This window comes from Hyunsoonleella rubra (genome assembly GCF_042684665.1).
GTDB classification, from domain to species: domain Bacteria; phylum Bacteroidota; class Bacteroidia; order Flavobacteriales; family Flavobacteriaceae; genus Jejuia; species Jejuia rubra.
In genome coordinates this window covers 279,812-299,212 of sequence record NZ_JBHULY010000005.1, presented here as the reverse complement: position 1 = coordinate 299,212, position 19,401 = coordinate 279,812, and the positions used below count along the sequence as shown (strand labels likewise).

16 protein-coding genes are annotated in these 19,401 nt (G+C 39.4%); 7 read left to right on the top strand and 9 right to left on the bottom strand.

Features of this window, described 5'->3' with window-relative positions:
• Window positions 1–125 precede the first annotated feature (125 nt).
• The 5 genes from ACFSR8_RS02115 (at window position 126) to ACFSR8_RS02095 (ending at window position 3,432) form a co-directional block, all read left to right on the top strand.
• On the top strand, window positions 126–917 hold the full coding sequence (locus tag ACFSR8_RS02115) for an META domain-containing protein (RefSeq protein WP_380288559.1): 792 nt from the start codon (window positions 126–128) through the stop codon (window positions 915–917).
• A 38-nt stretch (window positions 918–955) separates the two neighbouring features.
• The gene (locus tag ACFSR8_RS02110; protein ID WP_380288557.1) at window positions 956–1,378 is read left to right on the top strand and encodes a SufE family protein; all 423 of its coding nucleotides are present in this window, start codon (window positions 956–958) and stop codon (window positions 1,376–1,378) included.
• A gap of 65 nt (window positions 1,379–1,443) precedes the next feature.
• A complete protein-coding gene (locus ACFSR8_RS02105) occupies window positions 1,444–1,770 on the top strand; it encodes an SUF system Fe-S cluster assembly protein (protein ID WP_186560900.1) in 327 nt (108 codons plus the stop codon).
• Window positions 1,771–1,841: 71 nt separating this feature from the next.
• Window positions 1,842–2,348, top strand: a complete 507-nt coding sequence (locus ACFSR8_RS02100; RefSeq protein WP_380289373.1) for a DUF2480 family protein — start codon at window positions 1,842–1,844, stop codon at window positions 2,346–2,348.
• Window positions 2,349–2,490: 142 nt separating this feature from the next.
• Window positions 2,491–3,432, top strand: a complete 942-nt coding sequence (locus ACFSR8_RS02095) for a DUF3078 domain-containing protein (RefSeq protein WP_380289371.1) — start codon at window positions 2,491–2,493, stop codon at window positions 3,430–3,432.
• Between the two features lie 65 nt (window positions 3,433–3,497).
• Here ACFSR8_RS02095 and hflX read toward each other — a convergent pair whose 3' ends face one another.
• Window positions 3,498–4,727 (bottom strand): GTPase HflX, encoded by a 1,230-nt coding sequence (hflX, locus tag ACFSR8_RS02090; protein ID WP_380288555.1) that lies wholly within the window; start codon window positions 4,725–4,727, stop codon window positions 3,498–3,500.
• 50 nt (window positions 4,728–4,777) lie between these two features.
• On the opposite strand from hflX, the gene ACFSR8_RS02085 reads away from it, so the two are divergent.
• Complete coding sequence (locus ACFSR8_RS02085; RefSeq protein ID WP_380288553.1) at window positions 4,778–5,746, top strand: endonuclease/exonuclease/phosphatase family protein; 969 nt, start codon at window positions 4,778–4,780, stop codon at window positions 5,744–5,746.
• A 1-nt stretch (window position 5,747) separates the two neighbouring features.
• Here the strand turns inward: ACFSR8_RS02085 and ACFSR8_RS02080 are convergent, their stop codons facing one another.
• Both ACFSR8_RS02080 and ACFSR8_RS02075 read right to left on the bottom strand, forming a co-directional pair.
• Window positions 5,748–7,175 (bottom strand): DUF5689 domain-containing protein, encoded by a 1,428-nt coding sequence (locus tag ACFSR8_RS02080; RefSeq protein WP_380288551.1) that lies wholly within the window; start codon window positions 7,173–7,175, stop codon window positions 5,748–5,750.
• A 111-nt stretch (window positions 7,176–7,286) separates the two neighbouring features.
• Window positions 7,287–10,100, bottom strand: coding sequence for a carboxypeptidase-like regulatory domain-containing protein (locus tag ACFSR8_RS02075; RefSeq protein ID WP_380288549.1), 2,814 nt, complete (start codon window positions 10,098–10,100; stop codon window positions 7,287–7,289).
• 130 nt (window positions 10,101–10,230) lie between these two features.
• Here ACFSR8_RS02075 and ACFSR8_RS02070 point away from each other — a divergent pair, with 130 nt between their 5' ends.
• Window positions 10,231–11,280, top strand: coding sequence for an endonuclease/exonuclease/phosphatase family protein (locus ACFSR8_RS02070; protein ID WP_380288547.1), 1,050 nt, complete (start codon window positions 10,231–10,233; stop codon window positions 11,278–11,280).
• Window positions 11,281–11,361: 81 nt separating this feature from the next.
• On the opposite strand, the gene ACFSR8_RS02065 is transcribed toward ACFSR8_RS02070, so the two are convergent.
• The 6 genes from ACFSR8_RS02065 to ACFSR8_RS02040 all read right to left on the bottom strand — a co-directional run bounded on the left by ACFSR8_RS02065 (window position 11,362) and on the right by ACFSR8_RS02040 (window position 19,236).
• Window positions 11,362–11,802: a hypothetical protein gene (locus ACFSR8_RS02065; protein WP_380288545.1), complete on the bottom strand. Its 441-nt coding sequence runs from the start codon at window positions 11,800–11,802 to the stop codon at window positions 11,362–11,364.
• A gap of 110 nt (window positions 11,803–11,912) precedes the next feature.
• On the bottom strand, window positions 11,913–14,465 hold the full coding sequence (locus ACFSR8_RS02060) for a TonB-dependent receptor (protein ID WP_380288543.1): 2,553 nt from the start codon (window positions 14,463–14,465) through the stop codon (window positions 11,913–11,915).
• A gap of 161 nt (window positions 14,466–14,626) precedes the next feature.
• The gene (pgi, locus tag ACFSR8_RS02055) at window positions 14,627–16,246 is read right to left on the bottom strand and encodes a glucose-6-phosphate isomerase (RefSeq protein WP_380288541.1); all 1,620 of its coding nucleotides are present in this window, start codon (window positions 16,244–16,246) and stop codon (window positions 14,627–14,629) included.
• Between the two features lies 1 nt (window position 16,247).
• Entirely contained in the window at window positions 16,248–17,567 is a 1,320-nt protein-coding gene (locus tag ACFSR8_RS02050; protein ID WP_380288539.1) for a M23 family metallopeptidase, read from the bottom strand.
• Window positions 17,525–18,454 carry a tryptophan 2,3-dioxygenase family protein gene (locus ACFSR8_RS02045; protein ID WP_380288537.1) on the bottom strand — a complete coding sequence of 310 codons (930 nt, stop codon included), beginning with the start codon at window positions 18,452–18,454 and terminating at the stop codon, window positions 17,525–17,527. Before ACFSR8_RS02045 ends, ACFSR8_RS02050 begins: the two co-directional genes overlap by 43 nt.
• Window positions 18,454–19,236 (bottom strand): DUF3108 domain-containing protein, encoded by a 783-nt coding sequence (locus ACFSR8_RS02040; protein ID WP_380288535.1) that lies wholly within the window; start codon window positions 19,234–19,236, stop codon window positions 18,454–18,456. Before ACFSR8_RS02040 ends, ACFSR8_RS02045 begins: the two co-directional genes overlap by 1 nt.
• Between the last annotated feature and the right edge of the window lie 165 nt (window positions 19,237–19,401).

The window sequence follows — 19,401 nt, the reverse complement described above, 5'->3', positions numbered from 1 at the left end:
TGTTTCAGGTTCTCATTGAAAATGGAAATTGTCATCTTAAGATTCTGAAATAAATTCAGAATGACAGTAATTGGTAAAATTTGGCTTTCTTTTTGCAGTGAGAATTTTGAATTAAATTCAAATAAATGAAATCATTATTATTGTTAGGCATGATAGCCTTAAGATGCTGTTGGGGGCCATCGGAATATCAACTCATGCAATACGCACAAAACGACGACACCTTCTTGAAAACATTGGACGGCACATACAATATTCATCAACTGTTGGGCGAAGACGTTTCCAAGTTCAACTTGAACATTGTGTTTGGTTCAAAAGAAAAGAAAGTCTCGGGGTTTTCAGGGTGCAATCGTTTTTTTGGTTCATATGCTTTAGAAGATGGCAGTATAAAATTTTCGGCATTGGGAGCAACACGAATGTTGTGTTCCGATGACAAAAATAATATTGAAACGAAATTTTTAAAAGCACTTGATAAAGCTGATACTGTTTTATTTTCTGAAAATGGCTTTACGGCGTTTGCTAATAAGAAACCTCTAATTTTGGCGACCAAACGTGTTGAAGAAAACGCTATGAGTATTGAATATTACGCAAGCTCAAGAGGACGATATAGATATGTCGAAATTAATAAAGATTCAATTTCATTTTCAAAGAAAAGAGGAGAAAAAACAACTAATATGCCTTGCGATGAAGCCTATTGGGGTAGCCTTGTCGTTCTTTGCAATACCATAGATTATGAAAACATGGCAAATCTAGAAGCTCCAAGTAAGTCATTTCAATTTGATGGTGCTCCACTGGCAAGATTAAAGATCACTGCAAATGGAGAAACTTATGAGTCCGTCCCTTTTGATCATTATAATCCGCCAAAGGAAATTGCGGTATTAGTTAGTAAGATAGTATCATTAATGGAAAACATTGAATAGCAACTTTTGTTATCGTATTTTTGCATAAAATTGAAGGTATGAGTATTGAAGACATTCAAAATGAAATTATAGACGAATTCTCAATGTTTGAAGATTGGGAGGAGCGTTACCAATATATGATCGATTTGGGGAAAGAATTGCCCCTGATTGACGACCAATACAAAACCGACAGCAACATTATCAAAGGTTGCCAAAGTAAAGTGTGGGTGCATGCTGAAATGAAGGATGACAAAATTGAATTTACCGCCGATAGCGATGCAATTATCACCAAAGGTATTATAGCGATTTTGATTCGAACTTTTTCTAATCAGCATCCAAAAGATATCATTGATGCCGACACCAGCTTTATTGATAAAATCGGTTTGAAAGAGCATTTGTCACCAACTCGAGCCAATGGCTTGGTGAGTATGGTGAAGCAATTAAAAATGTATGCCATTGCATACCAAACGCAACTTAATTAGGTTTACTCGTTGATCCACTTATTCATTTAAACGACTCAACAAATAAACGATTAAACATTAAAAAAATGAGTGAAACCACGATAGATACAGCCGAATTAGGCGAAAAAATAGTAAACGTATTAAAAACGATTTACGACCCGGAAATCCCCGTAGATATTTACGAATTGGGATTGATTTACGACGTATTCGTCAATGAGGATTATGATGTGAAAATCTTGATGACTTTAACCACCCCAAACTGCCCAGTGGCCGAGACCTTACCCTTGGAAGTTGAGGAAAAAGTGAAGTCTTTAAACGACGTAAATGATGCTGAAGTTGAAATTACTTTTGATCCCCCTTGGACACAGGAATTGATGAGCGAAGAAGCCAAGTTGGAGTTAGGGATGCTTTAAACCAGTACGCAGTTTTCAGTCGCAGTAGGCAGTGGTACGACTTAACGACAAACAACTCAAAAACAAACATTTTGAAGGACGAAATCATAAATCGTGTAGCGCACAGCAAATTAATCACAATTGACCTCGAGGATTACTATCCGCGGGGCAAGCGTGTTTTGTTTGATATCAAGGATTGGCTATTCGAAGGTTTTGTACTTCGAGAAAAAGACTTTAGGCAACAAGCCTCGGAACATGACTGGAGCCAATATCAAGACCAATATGTGGCGCTGACCTGCAGTACGGATGCCATCATTCCAGGTTGGGCGTTTATGTTGTTAAGCATTCATTTAGAGCCTTTTGCCAAGAAGACCATCATTGGCGATTTGGAACAACTGGAAACTTCTATTTATCAGGACATTATCAACCATATTGATGTTTCAGACTATGAGGACAAACCCATTATTGTAAAAGGATGTTCCAATAAACCTGTGCCTCAAAATGCCTATATCATGCTCACAAATAAATTAAAGTCTGTTGCCAAATCCATTATGTATGGTGAGGCCTGTTCCTCCGTACCGCTCTTCAAAAAGAAATAATTTTTTAAGTGACTTATTGCCTTTGAAGGTGTCAAACTAAAAGTTTAACAAACCAAATTACACAGCGTTCAATTCAATCGAATTAACTTAACATTTGTTAAAAATTAATCTATATTTGCCCACATTTTAAAAATTGAAAATGATGAAAAAACTATTATTTTTTGCCTTTTTATGTCTTAGCGTTTCATTCGTTAATGCGCAAACCAAGGAAGAATTAGAAAAACAGAAAGCTGAAAAACAAGCGGAAGCCGACAAGTTTCAAGCGGAGGCTAATGCTATCCAAGCACAAATAGATGCTCTACCCGGATGGAGAACTGGAGCATTTGGTGTTATTGGCGGTAGCTTGTCCAACTTCAATAACTGGTATGCTCAAGGTGCACCAAATAACTCTTCGGGCAGTATCGGCGTTACGGTCAACGGTTTTGCCAACCTCATTCAAGAGAAGTTCTTTTGGAGAAATGCCTTAACTACAAATTTAAACTGGACAAAACTTGATGATAAAGACAACCCAAATGATAGTGATGATTTTGAACCCACTACGGATGTCTTTAACATTTCATCTTTATATGGTAGAAATATTGCCAAAAACTTCGCGGTTTCAGGATTGATGGAATACAGAACTACTATTCTGAACAACTTTAATGATCCCGGATATTTAGACGTTGGTGTCGGTGGTACTTGGACGCCTGCAGAAAACCTGGTAGTTGTAATTCACCCATTGAACTACAACTTTGTATTTGCTGAAAACGACGCGGTATTTGAGTCGTCTTTAGGTGCAAAGATTGTGGCTGATTATACCAGACAAATTGGAGCGATTGCCTTCAAGACGAATTTATCCGCCTTCCAAAGTTATAAATCTGGAGACTTATCCAACTGGACATGGACCAACTCATTCAGCTATACCCTTTGGAAAATGATCGGTATTGGTTTTGATTTCGGGCTGAGGAGCAACAAGCAGGAAGCTTTAAATTATGCTTTAGCGCAAATAGACCCAATGAACCCCCCGGCAACTACACCTGATTTTGATAATATCGATAACGATTTACAAACCTATTACACGATTGGTGTGAGCTATAAATTTTAAAAATATTCAATGTATAAATAAAAAAGCGCATTCTAAGAATGCGCTTTTTTTGGCTTATTTCTTTCCTATTTCATGTCCTCATCCCGATAGCTATCGGGATAATCAGGATATAAAAAATGATTATAAGGGAAACGCGTTATATGAATTTGACGAACCTCATCGTAAACACGTTTTTTGAAGTCTTCTAAATTACTTTTGTTAATGGCGGAAATAAACAGGGCGTTGTGACCTATTTTACCCATCCATGTTTTCTTCCACTCTTCAAGAGTGTAATGCTTTTTAGTTTTTTCAGTTTCAAGATCGTCTTCCTCTATAAGTTCGGGCTCATAAGCGTCAATCTTGTTGAAAACCATAATTGTAGGTTTGTTACTACTATCTATTTCACCTAAAATTTTATTGACAGACGCTATATGCTCCTCAAAATTTGGATGTGAAATATCTACCACATGCAATAACAAATCTGCTTCACGAACCTCATCCAAAGTACTTTTAAAGCTTTCCACCAACTGCGTAGGCAACTTTCGGATAAATCCAACGGTGTCACTTAATAAAAACGGCAGGTTTTGAATTACCACTTTTCTCACTGTAGTATCAAGCGTAGCAAACAATTTATTTTCAGCAAACACTTCACTTTTGCTAATGGTGTTCATTAATGTGGATTTCCCAACATTGGTATATCCCACCAAAGCCACGCGCACCATTTTCCCCCGGTTACCACGTTGCACTGCCATTTGTTTATCAATGGTTTTGATACGTTCCTTAAGCAAGGCAATTTTATCACGAACAATACGTCTATCTGTTTCTATTTCCGTTTCACCAGGACCGCGCATCCCAATTCCACCACGCTGACGTTCTAGATGGGTCCACATCCCTCGTAATCGAGGCAACAGATATTCATATTGCGCCAATTCCACTTGGGTTCGGGCATAACTGGTCTGAGCACGTTGTGCAAATATGTCCAAAATCAAATTTGTTCTATCCAATACTTTACAGCCCAAAATCTTACTAATATTACGTTCTTGGGTGGCCGATAGCTCGTCATCAAAAATAACTGTACTTACTTCATTATCCTTAACATATTTGGCCACATCCTCCATTTTTCCGGAACCAATAAAGGTCTTAGGGTTTGGGATTTCCATTTTCTGGGTAAACCGAGCCACGGCACGACCACCAGCGGTGTAGGTTAAAAATTCCAGTTCATCCAAATACTCCTTCAGCTTTTCCTCATCTTGATCTTTGGTTATAATGCCCACCAAAACCGTTTTTTCTAAGCCAATCTCTTTCTTTTCAATCATGGCACAAAGTTACGCAATTGCAGTCATTTTTATTTTTATATTTTTGAGCCATGACAGATGATTTTGAAGACATTCCTGTGCGACACGATATGCAGACTGTCGCATTTTACAATATTGAAAACTTGTTCGATTTAAGGGACAGTCGCTACACCAACGACAATGATTTTTTGCCCGAATCGGTAAAGCGATGGACACCCAAACGCTACAAAAACAAACTACGGAAAATTGGCTATGCCATTTCCAATATTGGTAGACAGGAAACCGGAAAACCTCCGGCAATAGTTGGACTGGCAGAAGTGGAAAATGCAAAGGTTTTGGAAGACCTTATCGATTCCAAACATTTGGATGACTATGATTACGACTATGTGCATTTTGATTCTTTAGATGAGCGAGGCATTGATGTTGCTATGATTTACGATACCAAGGTTTTTAAAGTGATGCATACCGACACCTTCAAGGTGGAACTGATGACCTCTGAAGGCTTTCCAGATTATACGCGAGATATTTTGTTGGTTGTGGGAGAATTGGATGGTGAAACAATTCATTTTATAGTGAACCATTGGTCGTCCAGACGGGAAGGACAGGCCGAAACGGAGTACAAACGTTTGGCGTCTTCCGAAAAAGTAAGTGAGGTAATTTCAGCTATAAAAAAAGAAAATGAAGATGCCAAAATTATGATTTTAGGCGATTTTAATGACACGCCACAAAACGACAGTTTAAAACAATTAGTGGAAACCCATAGCCTGTTTAACCCTTTTGAAACCCTGCGCTCTTATACCAGAGGTACGGTAAAACACCAACGCCAATGGTATGTATTTGACCAAGTTTTGATCTCCACCAATTTTTTTAAAAGCTCAAAAAGCCAATTCGAATTCTTTAAGGCCGATATTTTTGATGCCGACTTTTTAAAATTGTTTAATGGGCCATTTAAAGGGGCTCCTTTTAGGACTTATGTTGGCAAAAAGTATAAAGGTGGGTATAGTGATCATTTTCCGGTTTATGCAATTTTGAAACGTTAGTTTACTCCACAAAATCCACACTAACATCATCCAACTCATACACCCCATCAAAAGAATCCTGTCCGCCACCGGTGTATTTAAAAGCAATGTGAATCGTACCTGAAAGGCAGGATAGATCTACATTTCCTGAGGGTAACCATTCCACAAAAGGATCGCTGTCCTTCACTATGTATGCATCACTTAAAATCTGCCAAGTGGCCGAGGCTACGCCGGCTTCAGTACCATCCCAATCATCCGCAAAATACACTTCCATATAACTGCTGTCTGCGCGACTGCTGGAGGTTTTAAAATTTAATGTTTCCCCATCTTGGGCATCCAAATCAATGGCGGGCGTGATGAGCCAACCTATATTGCTAATATCTCCCGAACTGGCCGATTGAAATCTACAGGAACGCCCCAAAGACGCATTCGTTGCCGTGGAAGACCAGGCTTCCCAGGCTTCCGAGCCTGCTTCAATATAATTCGTCCAGCCATTACCTTCAATTGGGCGGTTATTACGTTGGGATTCAAAATCCTCAAAAAATAGATTGCCCGTTCCAAGTGTTGAAGCCAAACCACAGGTAAATTCCATTGGGTCGCAACGCTCAGCGCTTTCAAAATTAATATCGGATGACTTGTTTGGTATCATCACGCTGAAATCGTCCCTAAAATCACGACTGTAAATCCCAACCATACTGCCTTGGCCTTGAGGCACCAAAACCGATTTAAAATCGGCAAACGTACTGGTCTGCATCAAAATTTGAATTCCAGAATCGCAACTTTCCATCAAACGGAAGCCATCAAATTCGTCAAAGGATTCACTGGCAAACGTGGCTCCCAATTCAAAGCGGTTCAGTTGCATATTATTCAACAGTATCAGGGTGTTTTCATCCGCCTCGGTTAAATTTTGTAAGTCCGTTATTTTAGGCAGTATCTCGGCAATGGTATTGGTTCGTAATACTATATCCCGATATTCCGAAGGCTGGATTTGTTGCACGGTTACGGCATCGCCTCTTCCGATGGTAATTACCCCATTACTTTCACCAACCGTTAAGCCCCCTAGCTTTACCACTACTTTTTGGCCAAATTGATAGGTGTCCGACAGGCTACTTTGATTGATATCAATTTTTAGCCCCAGCCTCGGGTCGTTGTCGGGGTCGCTATCATCGGTTTTATTCTGAATAATCAATTCCTCAAAAAAGTTGCCCCCTTTGTCTGAAGACACCACGTAGCCCTCGATATAAATATCATCTTCAATCTTTGCCGTTGGATTACCACCAGCAACTGCTTGTTCAAATAACGACTTAACCGCTTTAAACGTTGTTAGTTTTTCAGCTGGGATTATGGGATCTTTAATAGAAATATCAGGGACGCCAAAGTCGTCATCCTGAACGCAGGACAATGCCGCTAGAATAAGCGGTACAACCCAAAGGTTATTAATTTTTTTCATAATAATATAATTGGCCTCACCTAACCCCTCCAAAGGAGGGGAACACTAACTCAAACGAAAACTTACGTAAGAGTAAAAATCCCTCCCCTTTGAGGAGGCTAGGAGGGGCTTTTAGAATCTATAATTCAAATTCAAAAAATACGTCGTTCCACGGCCGTACCAATATTTGGAACCAAAAACTGGGGTATCCAACGATTGGTCGTCCCTTAATTGTCTGAAATTGGCGTTTCTTCCCTGTTCAAAACCTCCAGTTTTAAACACCTCATCCAGTAAATTATTAACGCTGGCAAACAAGCTAATATATTTACTACCCTTACCCACTTTCCAAGACTTTCCGCCAATCAAATTTACTACCATATAATCATCAAAACGCTCCTGTTTTAATAATTCACGAGCTAAATCTTCATCATAGTCATTAAACACATTGCCATCAAAATCCGTCGTAAAATTTGAGGAACGGGTTAATGGACTGACATCAATATAGGTATGGGTAAAAAAATTAGCTGTTGCCCCAAACCACCAATAATCCGGATCCCGGTATTCAAAACCAACAGAGTACGCCCGATGGGGCCCAGAGGCTATTTTATAATTCTTTAAATTGGACTGCCCGAAATCCCGAAACCCGTCCACAAATCCTGCCGCAATCGATTCATCATCCGCTTCGGTTGTCAAATACAGATTTGGGTTATTAGCATAAGTGAATTGACCAATAGAGGCCACACCTTTTAATTTTATGGTGGACGTTACCTGCGCTTCGAGACCCAATTCCCCACCAATATGTTGCTTGTCAATACCCTGTAAAATTTCCTGAACGAAAGCTACATTATCACCACCGATGCCATCTGCAAAAAAGAAGGAAATCTCATTTGCATCCTGAATCTTGGTATAATATCCGGTCAGTTTTGCCTTCACAATGGGAGAACGAAAAATATAACTGGCGTCCGTTGATAGTATTTTTTCCTCGGTAATATTTGGCACCACATTGTGGTTTTCCCTCGAATTGGAAAAGGTATTTCTAAGCGATGGTGCCCTGCTTGCATAGCCCCCATTCACATTCAATAAATGTTTCCCTGAAATTTTATAAGTTGCGCCACCCTTAGCTCCAAAGCCTATGAAATTAAGTTTTTCATCTTTCCCTAAGGAATTGTCCGGAAACGCACCATTTTGATAAAGGCCTTCGCGTTGATACTGAGTACTGGTCACACTTCCTGAAAAGAAAACATCCAACTTGTTATACCGAAATTGTGCTTGAGCAAATCCACTAATCACATTTGCAAACAAATTGAAATTGTATTTAAATCTATCCCCTTCTCTAACCAATCGATTCGGGTTTTGTAAATCATTTTGGGCTTCGTTGACATCTTCAGCAAACTGATCTACATCCAAATAGGTGGATGCTCCGAGTAAGTCTAAAACCTCAGCAAAATTTTCGGATTTAAGAGTCTGAACACTCACACCTGCATTCAAAATTAAATGATCATTCACTTCAGAGTTTAAAATAGAATTAAAAGTGAATTGCGTATCATCCACCCGATCCTCATATAGTGCATACACAGCATTGCCTCCTCTTTCCGAGTTGCCAACATTCGCTATATACAGTTCGTTCCACTTGATTTGTCCGTTATCTTGGAATTCTACTAGACTCTTATATGCATTTGCATCCGCTTCATCACCAGAATACCTAAATAGCGCATAACTTGGTAACTTTTGATAATAGGTCGGGCTTGGATTTGCACCACCACCGATTGGAACACCATTGTCCAAATCGGTGCCATTATTATCCAATCGGCTATTGCCCAGCTTTCCAAACTGATAGGCCACATTGGTATTCAATCTTGTTTTGGAAGAAAGGTTCCAATAATGGTTCAACATGACAATGGGTTCTTCTACTTCTTTGATACGAGAATTGCGTTTTTCGCCATCTTGCCATCCCCAATATTCGTTATATCGGATGCCTTTAATATCAAAAACCTCCTGTGTATTTGGCGAAGATTTTCCTCTGCGGTTAGGTGCATAAATTCCAGTAAAATTCAAACTATGCTTGTTATTGAGTTTCTTTTCAACAGAAAGAAATATGGAGTTGGCGTCGTATAATGTGGCATCTTGATAGCCTTCATTCCCCCATCTACGCGCCAAGGAAACAGTGTATGCCCAATTGTTTTTTAATAGTCCCGAAGCGTAAGTAGCCATTAAACGATTGGTATAACTCCGGTTTGAAGACGAATAGGTCAAACGCCCACCTTGTCTTGCTTCTGAAGCCCTGACATTAATATTGGTTGTCCCCAAAATGCCACCAAAATTATAATCCGATGGTGCCAAACCTGTCGTAAGTTCCTGATTTCGCATGACGTCATTGAGGCCGCCCCAATTGCTCCACTGTGGCCTACCGTTGTATAATTTATTCATTGGGATGCCATTGATGAGTACCGTTCCATGTTCGGAATCCAATCCTCTCAGCCTGAAAAAAGATTGACTAAATTCGAAAGCGGCCGTGCGTTGAAAGACATCTAAAGAAGAAGATAAAAGGCCTGTAATATTATCAGCTCCACTGGCATCATTATCCAGTTCGTCATCCGAAAGGGTGATGGTAAACAGGTCCTGACTTTGGGTCAAGTCACGTTCCAGGGTCATATCGCTTATATCGATAGTTTTGCCTTCATCAATGATGATTGGAAACCGTTTTGCAACATAACCCGTTTTGGAAATCTTTAGGATTTGTTCCCCGAAAGGGACATTCAGATTAAAGACGAATTCGCCTTGAACATCAGTTAAAGTTACCAATTCCGTGCCTTCCAATTCAACCGTTACATTCAATATCGGCTGAAAGGACACGGCGTCCTTCACGCTTCCTTTCACTACCGTTTCCTGCGACATCGCAATTGCCGACCAAAATGTAAGCAATACTATTAAAACTGACTTCCCCATGTTGTTTTAAGACACGTAAAATACATAAAAGTAACCGAATGAGTGATAAAACACAATATTTCATTGAAACGCTTAACTTTGGCTTGGGTTTTGTATTGTTGCAAACGTGAACGTTTCTATATTCCATCAAATGAAGTTTTCGAGACTGGCTTTTATTCTACTTTTTTTAATTGGAATTGGCAATTCCAATGCCCAGGACAAGAGGTTTAAAATCCACACAGTGGGTTTTTACAATCTTGAAAACCTGTTTGATACGATTAACGATCCGTTGAAGTTTGATGAGTACAGTCCTATCATGGAGCTTAAAACAGGTCGTGCTCAAGCCTATAGTCAAAAAGTCAAAAACATGGCACGTGTTATTGCCGATATTGGGAAGGAAATGACCCAAAATTCACCTGCTATCATAGGAATTTGCGAAGTTGAAAACCGAACGGTTATTGACGACCTTGTTAACGATTCGATATTAATTGATAAGAACTACGGCATTGTTCATAAAGATTCTCCGGATGCCAGAGGGATTGATGTAGCGCTTTTATACCAGAAACAGCTTTTTACGCCAATACATTACAACGCCTATAAACTTCGCATTTTTGATGACCAAAACCGAAAGGAGTTAACTACCCGCGATCAATTGGTCGTCAGTGGTAAATTGGAGAACGACCTCATCCACATCATCGTAAACCATTGGCCTTCCAGACGTGGGGGCGAGGTGAGAAGCAACCCTAAACGCGTCGCGGCAGCCAAATTGAACAAACGCATTGTAGACTCCTTACAGGTTATAGACCCCTACGCCAAAATTGTCGTTATGGGTGATTTGAATGACAACCCAAATAACGAAAGTTTAAAATCAGTTTTAAAAACACAACGAAAACGCAAAAAAGTCGGTTTTAAAGGCCTGTACAATCCTTTTGAAAACTTTTATCGCGATGGGCTGGGTACTACCGCCTATCGTGACAATTGGAGCCTTTTTGATCAAATTATCCTATCCAAACCCCTGCTTGAAAAGGATTATTCGTCTTTACGATTCTACAAAGCAGGTATTTTTAACAAAAGCTACCTAATCACCTCAAACGGAAGATATGAAGGTTACCCTTTTAGAAGTTGGAACTACAGTGGCTTTAGTAATGGTTTCAGCGACCATTTTCCGGTATATATTTATCTTATCAAAGAAGTAAAATAAAAAAGACCTACAAGGTTATTACTTTGACTGCGCTCAGTACAGGCAAAAGCTTGCGAGTCTTCATTATATATTTTACTCGATCTATCTAAACCAAGCGTCCCATGGGATACGGGACAAAAACAACAAAAGTGCTATTGTGTAAAAAGTAGCAATAGTCTTCAACTTAGGTGCGGAGGTCAACTTCTTTTTATGCTTGGAGTAGCCAATGGTGATCAAAGCCACGGCTATAATATTAACTAAAGGGTGCTCCACTAAATACAAGCGCAACAACGAATCCTTCATTACACCGCCCATACCAAGCTCTCCGAAGGATTTAATCCAAGGAGCCACAAAATACAGGACAATACCTATGAGCAACTGAATATGAGACACAATTAAAGTGAACAATGAAATCCTAAAGTCCTTGGCTTCGTATTCTTTCCCTCCAACGGATTTGATAATGGCATTAAACACAGCCACAACCAACACTATCAACACGATATAGGCCCAATAGGAATGTAATACTTGTATGGTTTCGTACATGACGGTCTCGTTTTAAAATGATACCAAAAATAGTGATTTTAGTTGATAAAAAAACCGCTCCCATATCGACAGCTATCGGAATGGGAGCGGTTTCTACTAATTTGCAATATTTAGAAATTAAAACGTGCACTAACGTTCCAAGTTCTACCGTATCCAAATCGTCCATTATTGTTGACATTAACGCCTTTATAATTTTCAGCCGGATCAGAAGATGCCGCAGTATTTCCATTCACAGATTCTAAATAAATCTCTTCGAAGATGTTATTCACATTAGCCCTGAATACGATAGACTTCTCTTTATTCTCACCCACAAGCATTCTGTAAGTAAGTCCTAAGTCAACAGTATCATATTCTGGCAATTCTATTGGAGGCGCATCCTTTGAAGCATCACCTTGGGAGAACAGTCCACTGTAGAAGTTCCAAGTTGCGTCCAGATTTAAACTTTTACAAATTGTATAGAACGCAGAAAGGCCTCCAGTGGTTTGAGCGGCACCTCCAACTTGCAGACCATCCAAATCAACTTCAGTTTCAGCTTCAACCTCAGTTCCAGCCTCATCGAACACCCTTCTTCTTCCATTACCGTCAAATTTCCAATCACCCAAAGAAATGAAACCATTCACTCTAAGCCCGTCAAACGGTCTTGTAAACACCTCCAATTCTATACCTTGGTGTACTTGGGTAACACCCTGTGTTTGGAATAATCGAAACTCAGATGTCCCTTGGTCCTGTCCATTGTTATTAAGCAAAGTTCTATTCGCCCAGGTAGTATGGTATACATTTAAGTTGGCAGAGACCCTGTTGCCTCCAAATTGATATCCTGCCTCAATACCCGTGATTTCCTGGTTTTCAACTTCTGGTACTATCAATTCATTAGAATTCCTATCGCTTACGAACAAGTCACTGTGAAATGGTTGGCGGGAATAAAAACCAACATTGGCAAATACCTTATGCTGATCGGCAATTGTATAGGCGGCCCCAGCCTTTACATTAAATCCTGGGTTATTTACTTTTTCTGATTCCTCGGGTTGCCCTTCATTGGCAGCATTTAAATATTCGGTTCTCACATGGGATTGGGAAGAGGCAGAACCTTGGAAAAATGCAGAAAAATTGTTTTTGGTGTATTCCAACTGACCAAAAACCCCTCCATAATTAATTTGCTCTTCGTAATCGTATCCAAAACGTTGCCCATTGTCATCATTTGGGTTGAATGTGACATTCCATGGATTCACACCACCAAATGCATTGGTCAATTCATAATCCCCTCCATTGAATGCACTATTGGCGCTTACCGAATTGACAGAAATGAATTCTCTAACATCCCTAAAGTGAATACCGTTGTACAAACGCACATCAACACCAAAATTAAGGCTAAGGCTCTCACTCAATTGGTTTTCATAATTTGAAACCACTCCATACCAGTTATGGTTATTGTTCGAACCTCTGGCATAGGTAACCTCTCCCCCGCTAGTTCTCGCTTGGGCAAAACTTCCTCGCCCAATAGACCCGTAAACAATTGTAGAGAGAGATGATTTATCGTTTATCGCGAAATCCCAACTTAAGTTGGCTACAGGTTTATGGTAAATGTTACGACCACCTGGATATCTTCCGCTTTTTAGATTATTAGGGCTATCAACCCCTTCAAAATTCCATGGATTGTATTTTATCCCATTCTCTAAAAAAGCACTTATCCTGTCTCTACCCGCGGCCGCATGCCATTGTGGTGCTCCGGTTAACAAGAAGTTGAACAAATGTTTATCGCTGGGTTTGTATCCCAAAGACAAGAAATAGGTTTGTCCTTGTCCATCAGTATCTTCTACATAGCCGTCACCTTGCCAATGACCCAACATAGCAGAAAATGCCCAGCCACTCTCTAGCAAACCAGTGGAATAGTAAGCATTAGTTTTAATGTAGTCATCGTTTCCAACCATGGTTTGGAAAAACCCACCCTCTTTTCTGTCAACTGTTTTAGTCACAATATTTACCGTACCACCGACAGACGAAATAGCCAATTTAGAAGAGCCTAAACCACGTTGTACCTGCACAGCGTTGGCAACATCCAAAACACCGGCCCAGTTAGACCAGAACATCCTACCGTCTTCAGGACTGTTTATAGGCTGACCATTTAACATAAATGCGGTATTGGTTTGATCAAAACCTCTTAAAAACATGCTACCGTCACCAAAACCACCACCTTTAATATTTTGGACGGATGGTGTTGACTTTAATACCTCTGGCAAATCCCAGTTACCAGCTCTTTCTCTTATTTCTTTTGCCTTAATTGTCGATACAGCAATTGGCGTATTTCTATCTTCCGCCAAATCGATAACTCCCGTTCCAGTAATCACAATTTCGCCCAAAGAATTATCAGGGCTTAATTCTATTTTACCAAGATTAGCATCTCCATTAAAACTGATAGTGACAGACCCGTACCCAACATAGGTTACGACTATGCTACCTGAATTACTTTCCGAATTCAATGTAAAATTCCCATCAAAATCAGAAGACACACCATTGGTAGTGCCCTTTTCAATCACATTGGCTCCTGGGAGCGGTGTGTTTAGATCGGCGTCAATTACAGTACCTTTTATGGTACTTTGAGCCATGGCAACCGTTGCAAAAAGCAAAACTGTTACCAAAATCAATAAATTGGTAGTTTTTTTCATAATTTTTGAAAAATTATTTAATAATTTGAAATTAGTCACTGCAAAATTAGGCAATATTGAAACATCAACATTAACTAAACGTTAAGAGTTTTAACCCCAATTATTAACAAAAAAGACACCGACTCACATGAATCGGTGTCTTCAAAAAATATACTTTGGATTTACGACTGCTGTTTATAATAACTCAACAAATTTGCTGTAGAGCCATCATGCTCATTCTTAGCTTCACCACTAAATTCTTTGAGAATTTTATTTGCCAGTTGTTTCCCTAATTCTACACCAAACTGGTCGTAACTAAAAATGTTCCAAATCACCCCTTGTACAAATATTTTATGCTCGTACATGGCTATTAATTTGCCCAAGCTTTCTGGGGTCAATTTATTAATAAAAATAGTATTGGTAGGCTTGTTCCCAGAAAAGACCTTAAAAGGAATAATAGCTTCTTCTGTTCCTTCTGCAACAACCTGTTCTCTTGTTTTACCATTTAATAAAGCCTCAGTTTGTGCCAAGAAGTTTGAAATCAATTTATCTTGATGGTCCTGATTGCCATGAAGCGATTTAACAAAACCAATGAAATCCGCTGGAATAAGCTTTGTACCTTGATGTATCAATTGGAAAAACGCATGTTGAGAGTTAGTTCCCGGCTCCCCCCAAATTAAAGTACCTGTTTCGTAATCAATTGGGTTACCGTTTCTATCCACTGACTTTCCATTACTCTCCATGATACCCTGTTGCAAATAGGTTGCAAACTGGTTTAAGTATTGAGAGTAGGGTATAATAGCTTCGCTTTCGGCTTTAAAAAAGTTATTGTACCAAATACTAATAAGCCCTAAAACCACGGGGATATTACTGCTAAAATCCTCGTTCTTGAAATGTTGATCCATTTTATGGGCGCCATTTAACAAACTATCGTAGTTGTTATATCCAACTGCCAAACTAATGGACAACCCAACGGCACTCCAAAGTGAGAAACGGCCTCCTACCCAATCCCACATGGGGAAGACGTTATTCTCGTCTATTCCAAAACTCTTTACTGCATCCAAGTTTGTGGATACCGCTACAAAATGCTTTGCAATATCTTCTTCTTCGGCCGATTCCAAAAACCAAGATTTTATAGTATTTGCGTTAGAGATAGTCTCTTGTGTAGTAAAGGTCTTGGACACAACAACAAAAAGGGTAGTTTCCCTATTTATTTTCTTTATGACTTCATTGACATGATCACCATCCACATTGCTCACAAAATGAGTGGTCAAATGATTTTTGTAGTACTGTAAGGAATCAACCACCATAGCAGGTCCCAAATCAGAACCTCCTATACCAATATTTACCACGTGCGTAAATGGTTTTCCGCTAAAGCCCTTTCGCTCTCCGCTTATTACTTCATTGGTAAAGCCTTCTATTTTTCGCTTTACGTCATATACCTCTGGAATTACGTTTTTCCCATCTACTTCAAAAACTGCAGATTCTGGCGCTCTTAGTGCAGTATGCAATACAGCCCTCCCTTCCGTTTGATTAATTTTTTCACCTGAAAACTGACTCTGGATAGCATCTTTTAATTTGACATCATCTGCCAATTCCAAAAGGTATTTAACGGTCTCTTCCGTAATTCTATTTTTGGAGAAATCAACATAAAAGTCATCCCATTTAATACTGAATTTATTCGCTCTGCCTGAATCCTTTGCAAATAAATCCTTCATTTTAATGGATTTTGTTTTATCGAAATGCTCTCCTAACTTTTTCCAGGAAGGGGTTGCGGTGGGGTTTACATTTGGTAGTGCCATATTACGAGTTGGATTGGTAAATTACAGGTTGGTTTAGTTCCTCTTCTGTAATTTCTGGTTGAAAAAATATGTTATCTAGTTTATGCTTTAAAGGTTGAATAAATTCCAAATACTTCACTTTTAAAGAATCTGAAATAGGTTTGGCCTCTGGCAGTTTTTGTTTAAAAGGATCTACTTGCCTACCGTTTTTCCAGAAACGATAGCAAACATGTGGCCCACCAGTGTTTCCTGTCATACCTACCCAGCCAATAACATCGCCCTGCTTAACAAACTGCCCAACTTTTGCCTTTCGCCTGCTCATATGAAGGTATTGCGTTTCGTAGGTTGCATTGTGCCGAATTTTTACATAGTTACCATTCCCGCCTCTTCGCCTTGACTCAGTAACCGTTCCATTTGCCGTAGCCATAATTGGTGTTCCAATAGGCGCCGCAAAATCGGTGCCTTTATGTGGCCGTACCCGATAACCATAAACCGCAATGCGCCTTCTTAAATTATATCTGGACGATATTCTACTAAACTTTACTGGAGCCTTTAAAAAAGCCCTCCTTAAGTTTTTTGCCTTGTCGTCAAAGTAATCCACAATACCTTTTGTAGTATCGGTCATAAATTCAAAGGCATAAAAAGGCTCCTTGTTATGCTCGAAATAGGCGGCTTTAATTTTTTCTACTCCGGTATAAATGGTATCATCAATATACTTATCGGTATAAATTACTTTAAATCTATCCCCTTTTTGCAGGCGCCTAAAATCGATAGTCCACGCATAAATATCATCTGCCATTATGTAGGCTAGCCTGGGACTTAAACCCTGTTCTTCCAAAGTTAATGAAATATTATCTTCAACGACTCCCGTAGCTACTTTTTCAACATATTTAATAGGCTTTCTACTTCTATAGGCATGGATGGAATCTTGAAAATTGATAACGACATAATCTTCCAAATTAGGCTGATAGATGAATGTTTTCGCAGTTTCCAGAGAATCTTTGTCACATAAAACGGTATAGGGCTTCCCCACTTGCAGTCCTCGCCTTATATCAAACGTATCCTTGGCCTTTTCAGCAATATTGAAGATTTTGGGATAGCCGACATTGTGCTTTTCAAGTATAATACCAAAGGTATCCCCATTTTTTATGGTGTCCCGCTTCACGATAAAGTCGTCCAGTACAAAACCAAACTCCACTACCGGTTCGGGTTCATCAATCACCTCAACTAATTCCTGCTCTACCACAGGTTTGGACTCCTCCTTACACCCTAAAAAAAAGACTCCTAGTACTAACCCTATTAAATATTTGTTCCCCAATCGCGTATTTCTTGTGCTGTCCATAAATCTGGAAAAAATATTCGTTTTTGATACTTCGGATGCATGTATTTAACCCATTCGCTCCCTCCAGTGGCCTCGGCGGCTTTTCCCCCAATATTTAAATAATGGTTGGCCGTATTGTAATGCGCCATTACCCATTTTACGTTTACTGTATAATCGTAGTGGCGCATGGCCTTTACCAATGCCTCGTCAGACTGGGATGCTTCAGGTAATTCCTTGAATTTGCTCCAAAGGTTATTATACTGATAAAACTTTGTAAATCTAATGAACTCTTCTTTATAACGCGCTTCAAAATCAGATAAAGTATAGGTTTTTTTACCTGTTTCATAATCCTTGCCTGCCGCTTGCCAATATAAATGCTCAAAGGCATTTTCATAAGACGAACTTCTGTCAATAGTATCACGAAAACGCTTGTCTATCAGATTGATCAATTCAGTTGAGGCAAACTCCACTTTTCTGTATTGTGCGCTTTGGAAACCGCTGGCAGGCGTTAAAGTGGTACGGAATTGATTGTATTGGTCAATATTCATCCCGTCCTTCATGATGCTAAAGGATGAAGTCAAAACGTCAAAATACCGACTGATGCGCATTATTTTTTCAGTAAAAATGGCAGTATCCAAATCGTCGATTTCATTTTTGGCCACCTGCTCAATTTCAGTAAGAATCATTTTAAAAAGCAGTTCGCTAATCTGATGGTACATAATAAACACCATCTCGTCAGGAAAGTCCGTTCTGGGTTTTTGAAGGTTGAGCAATACGTCCGTTTGAATATAGTCCCAATAGCTAATTGGTTTGCTATGGAGCAAGCCTTCTAAGTGAACATCTAAATCTTGGTCTATGGAACTGTACTTTTCCTTAAGTTTTTTGGTTATGTCAGCCTCTGATTTCATTAATTATCGACAACAATTTGAAACGGATATTTCAACCCCTTAAAGGCCTCAAGGTCTGCCCGAAGTGAACCCACCGCCAAATCAGCTTGAACTCGTAAAGGTACTTTATTTTTGTCCTTGGAAACCCAAAGTGTTAAGCTTTCTTCCTCTTTAAATACCCTTCCTGCCATCACGTAAGGCCTAAATTTAAGGGTTTTTACCGTACCAAAGTCCGTATCAATGGTTTCTTCACCCAAATATTTAAGTTTAAACCCGTAATTTTCCTCATCAAAAAACATATCCACCCTTACTTCATCACCTATTTTTAGGGTATCCGTATTCACATTATTCCGAAGATAATAAAAGGTTGACACCATATCCTGAATATTAGGTCGGGTATCAAACACTTTTTGGGTTTTGTGCTTTTTGTTATTAACGTGGGCCTTATTGTTTTCCTGGTCAAAGTCAATTTCAATATCTTTGGTGTGTCCGCCCTCATCAATGTTCCGAACAAACTTGTAGGGCACAATAGTTTCCTTATCAAAATAACTTTCGTAGCGGTCCTTCACCTTAAAAAACCATTTAATCATACCCGTGGTCCAGCCTTTGCCCACCACGTGATACACATCCTTCTCGCTGATCCTGCCATCTTTAACCGTCAAGGTAGCGTTCCCGGCCTTCAGCCAGCTACTGTAGCTCATCTTAAACTTAAACCACTCGCCAGTATCAAAAGCCGATTGTTTCTGGGCTATTGCCGTATGCATCGAGGTGAATGCGATTAATATAAGTAGTATTCTTTTCATGTCATTTGGGTCATTATAATGTAACTTTCAAGGCTAAATTTTATTGTTATACCCTAGAAATTACAATTACTGTTCCAAAAATAGAAATTTTATTGAAACCCATTATCCCAGAAAAAGTTATACTTATGTGAAGATTTTTCCATTTTTAGGGCACCTGCCTACCTG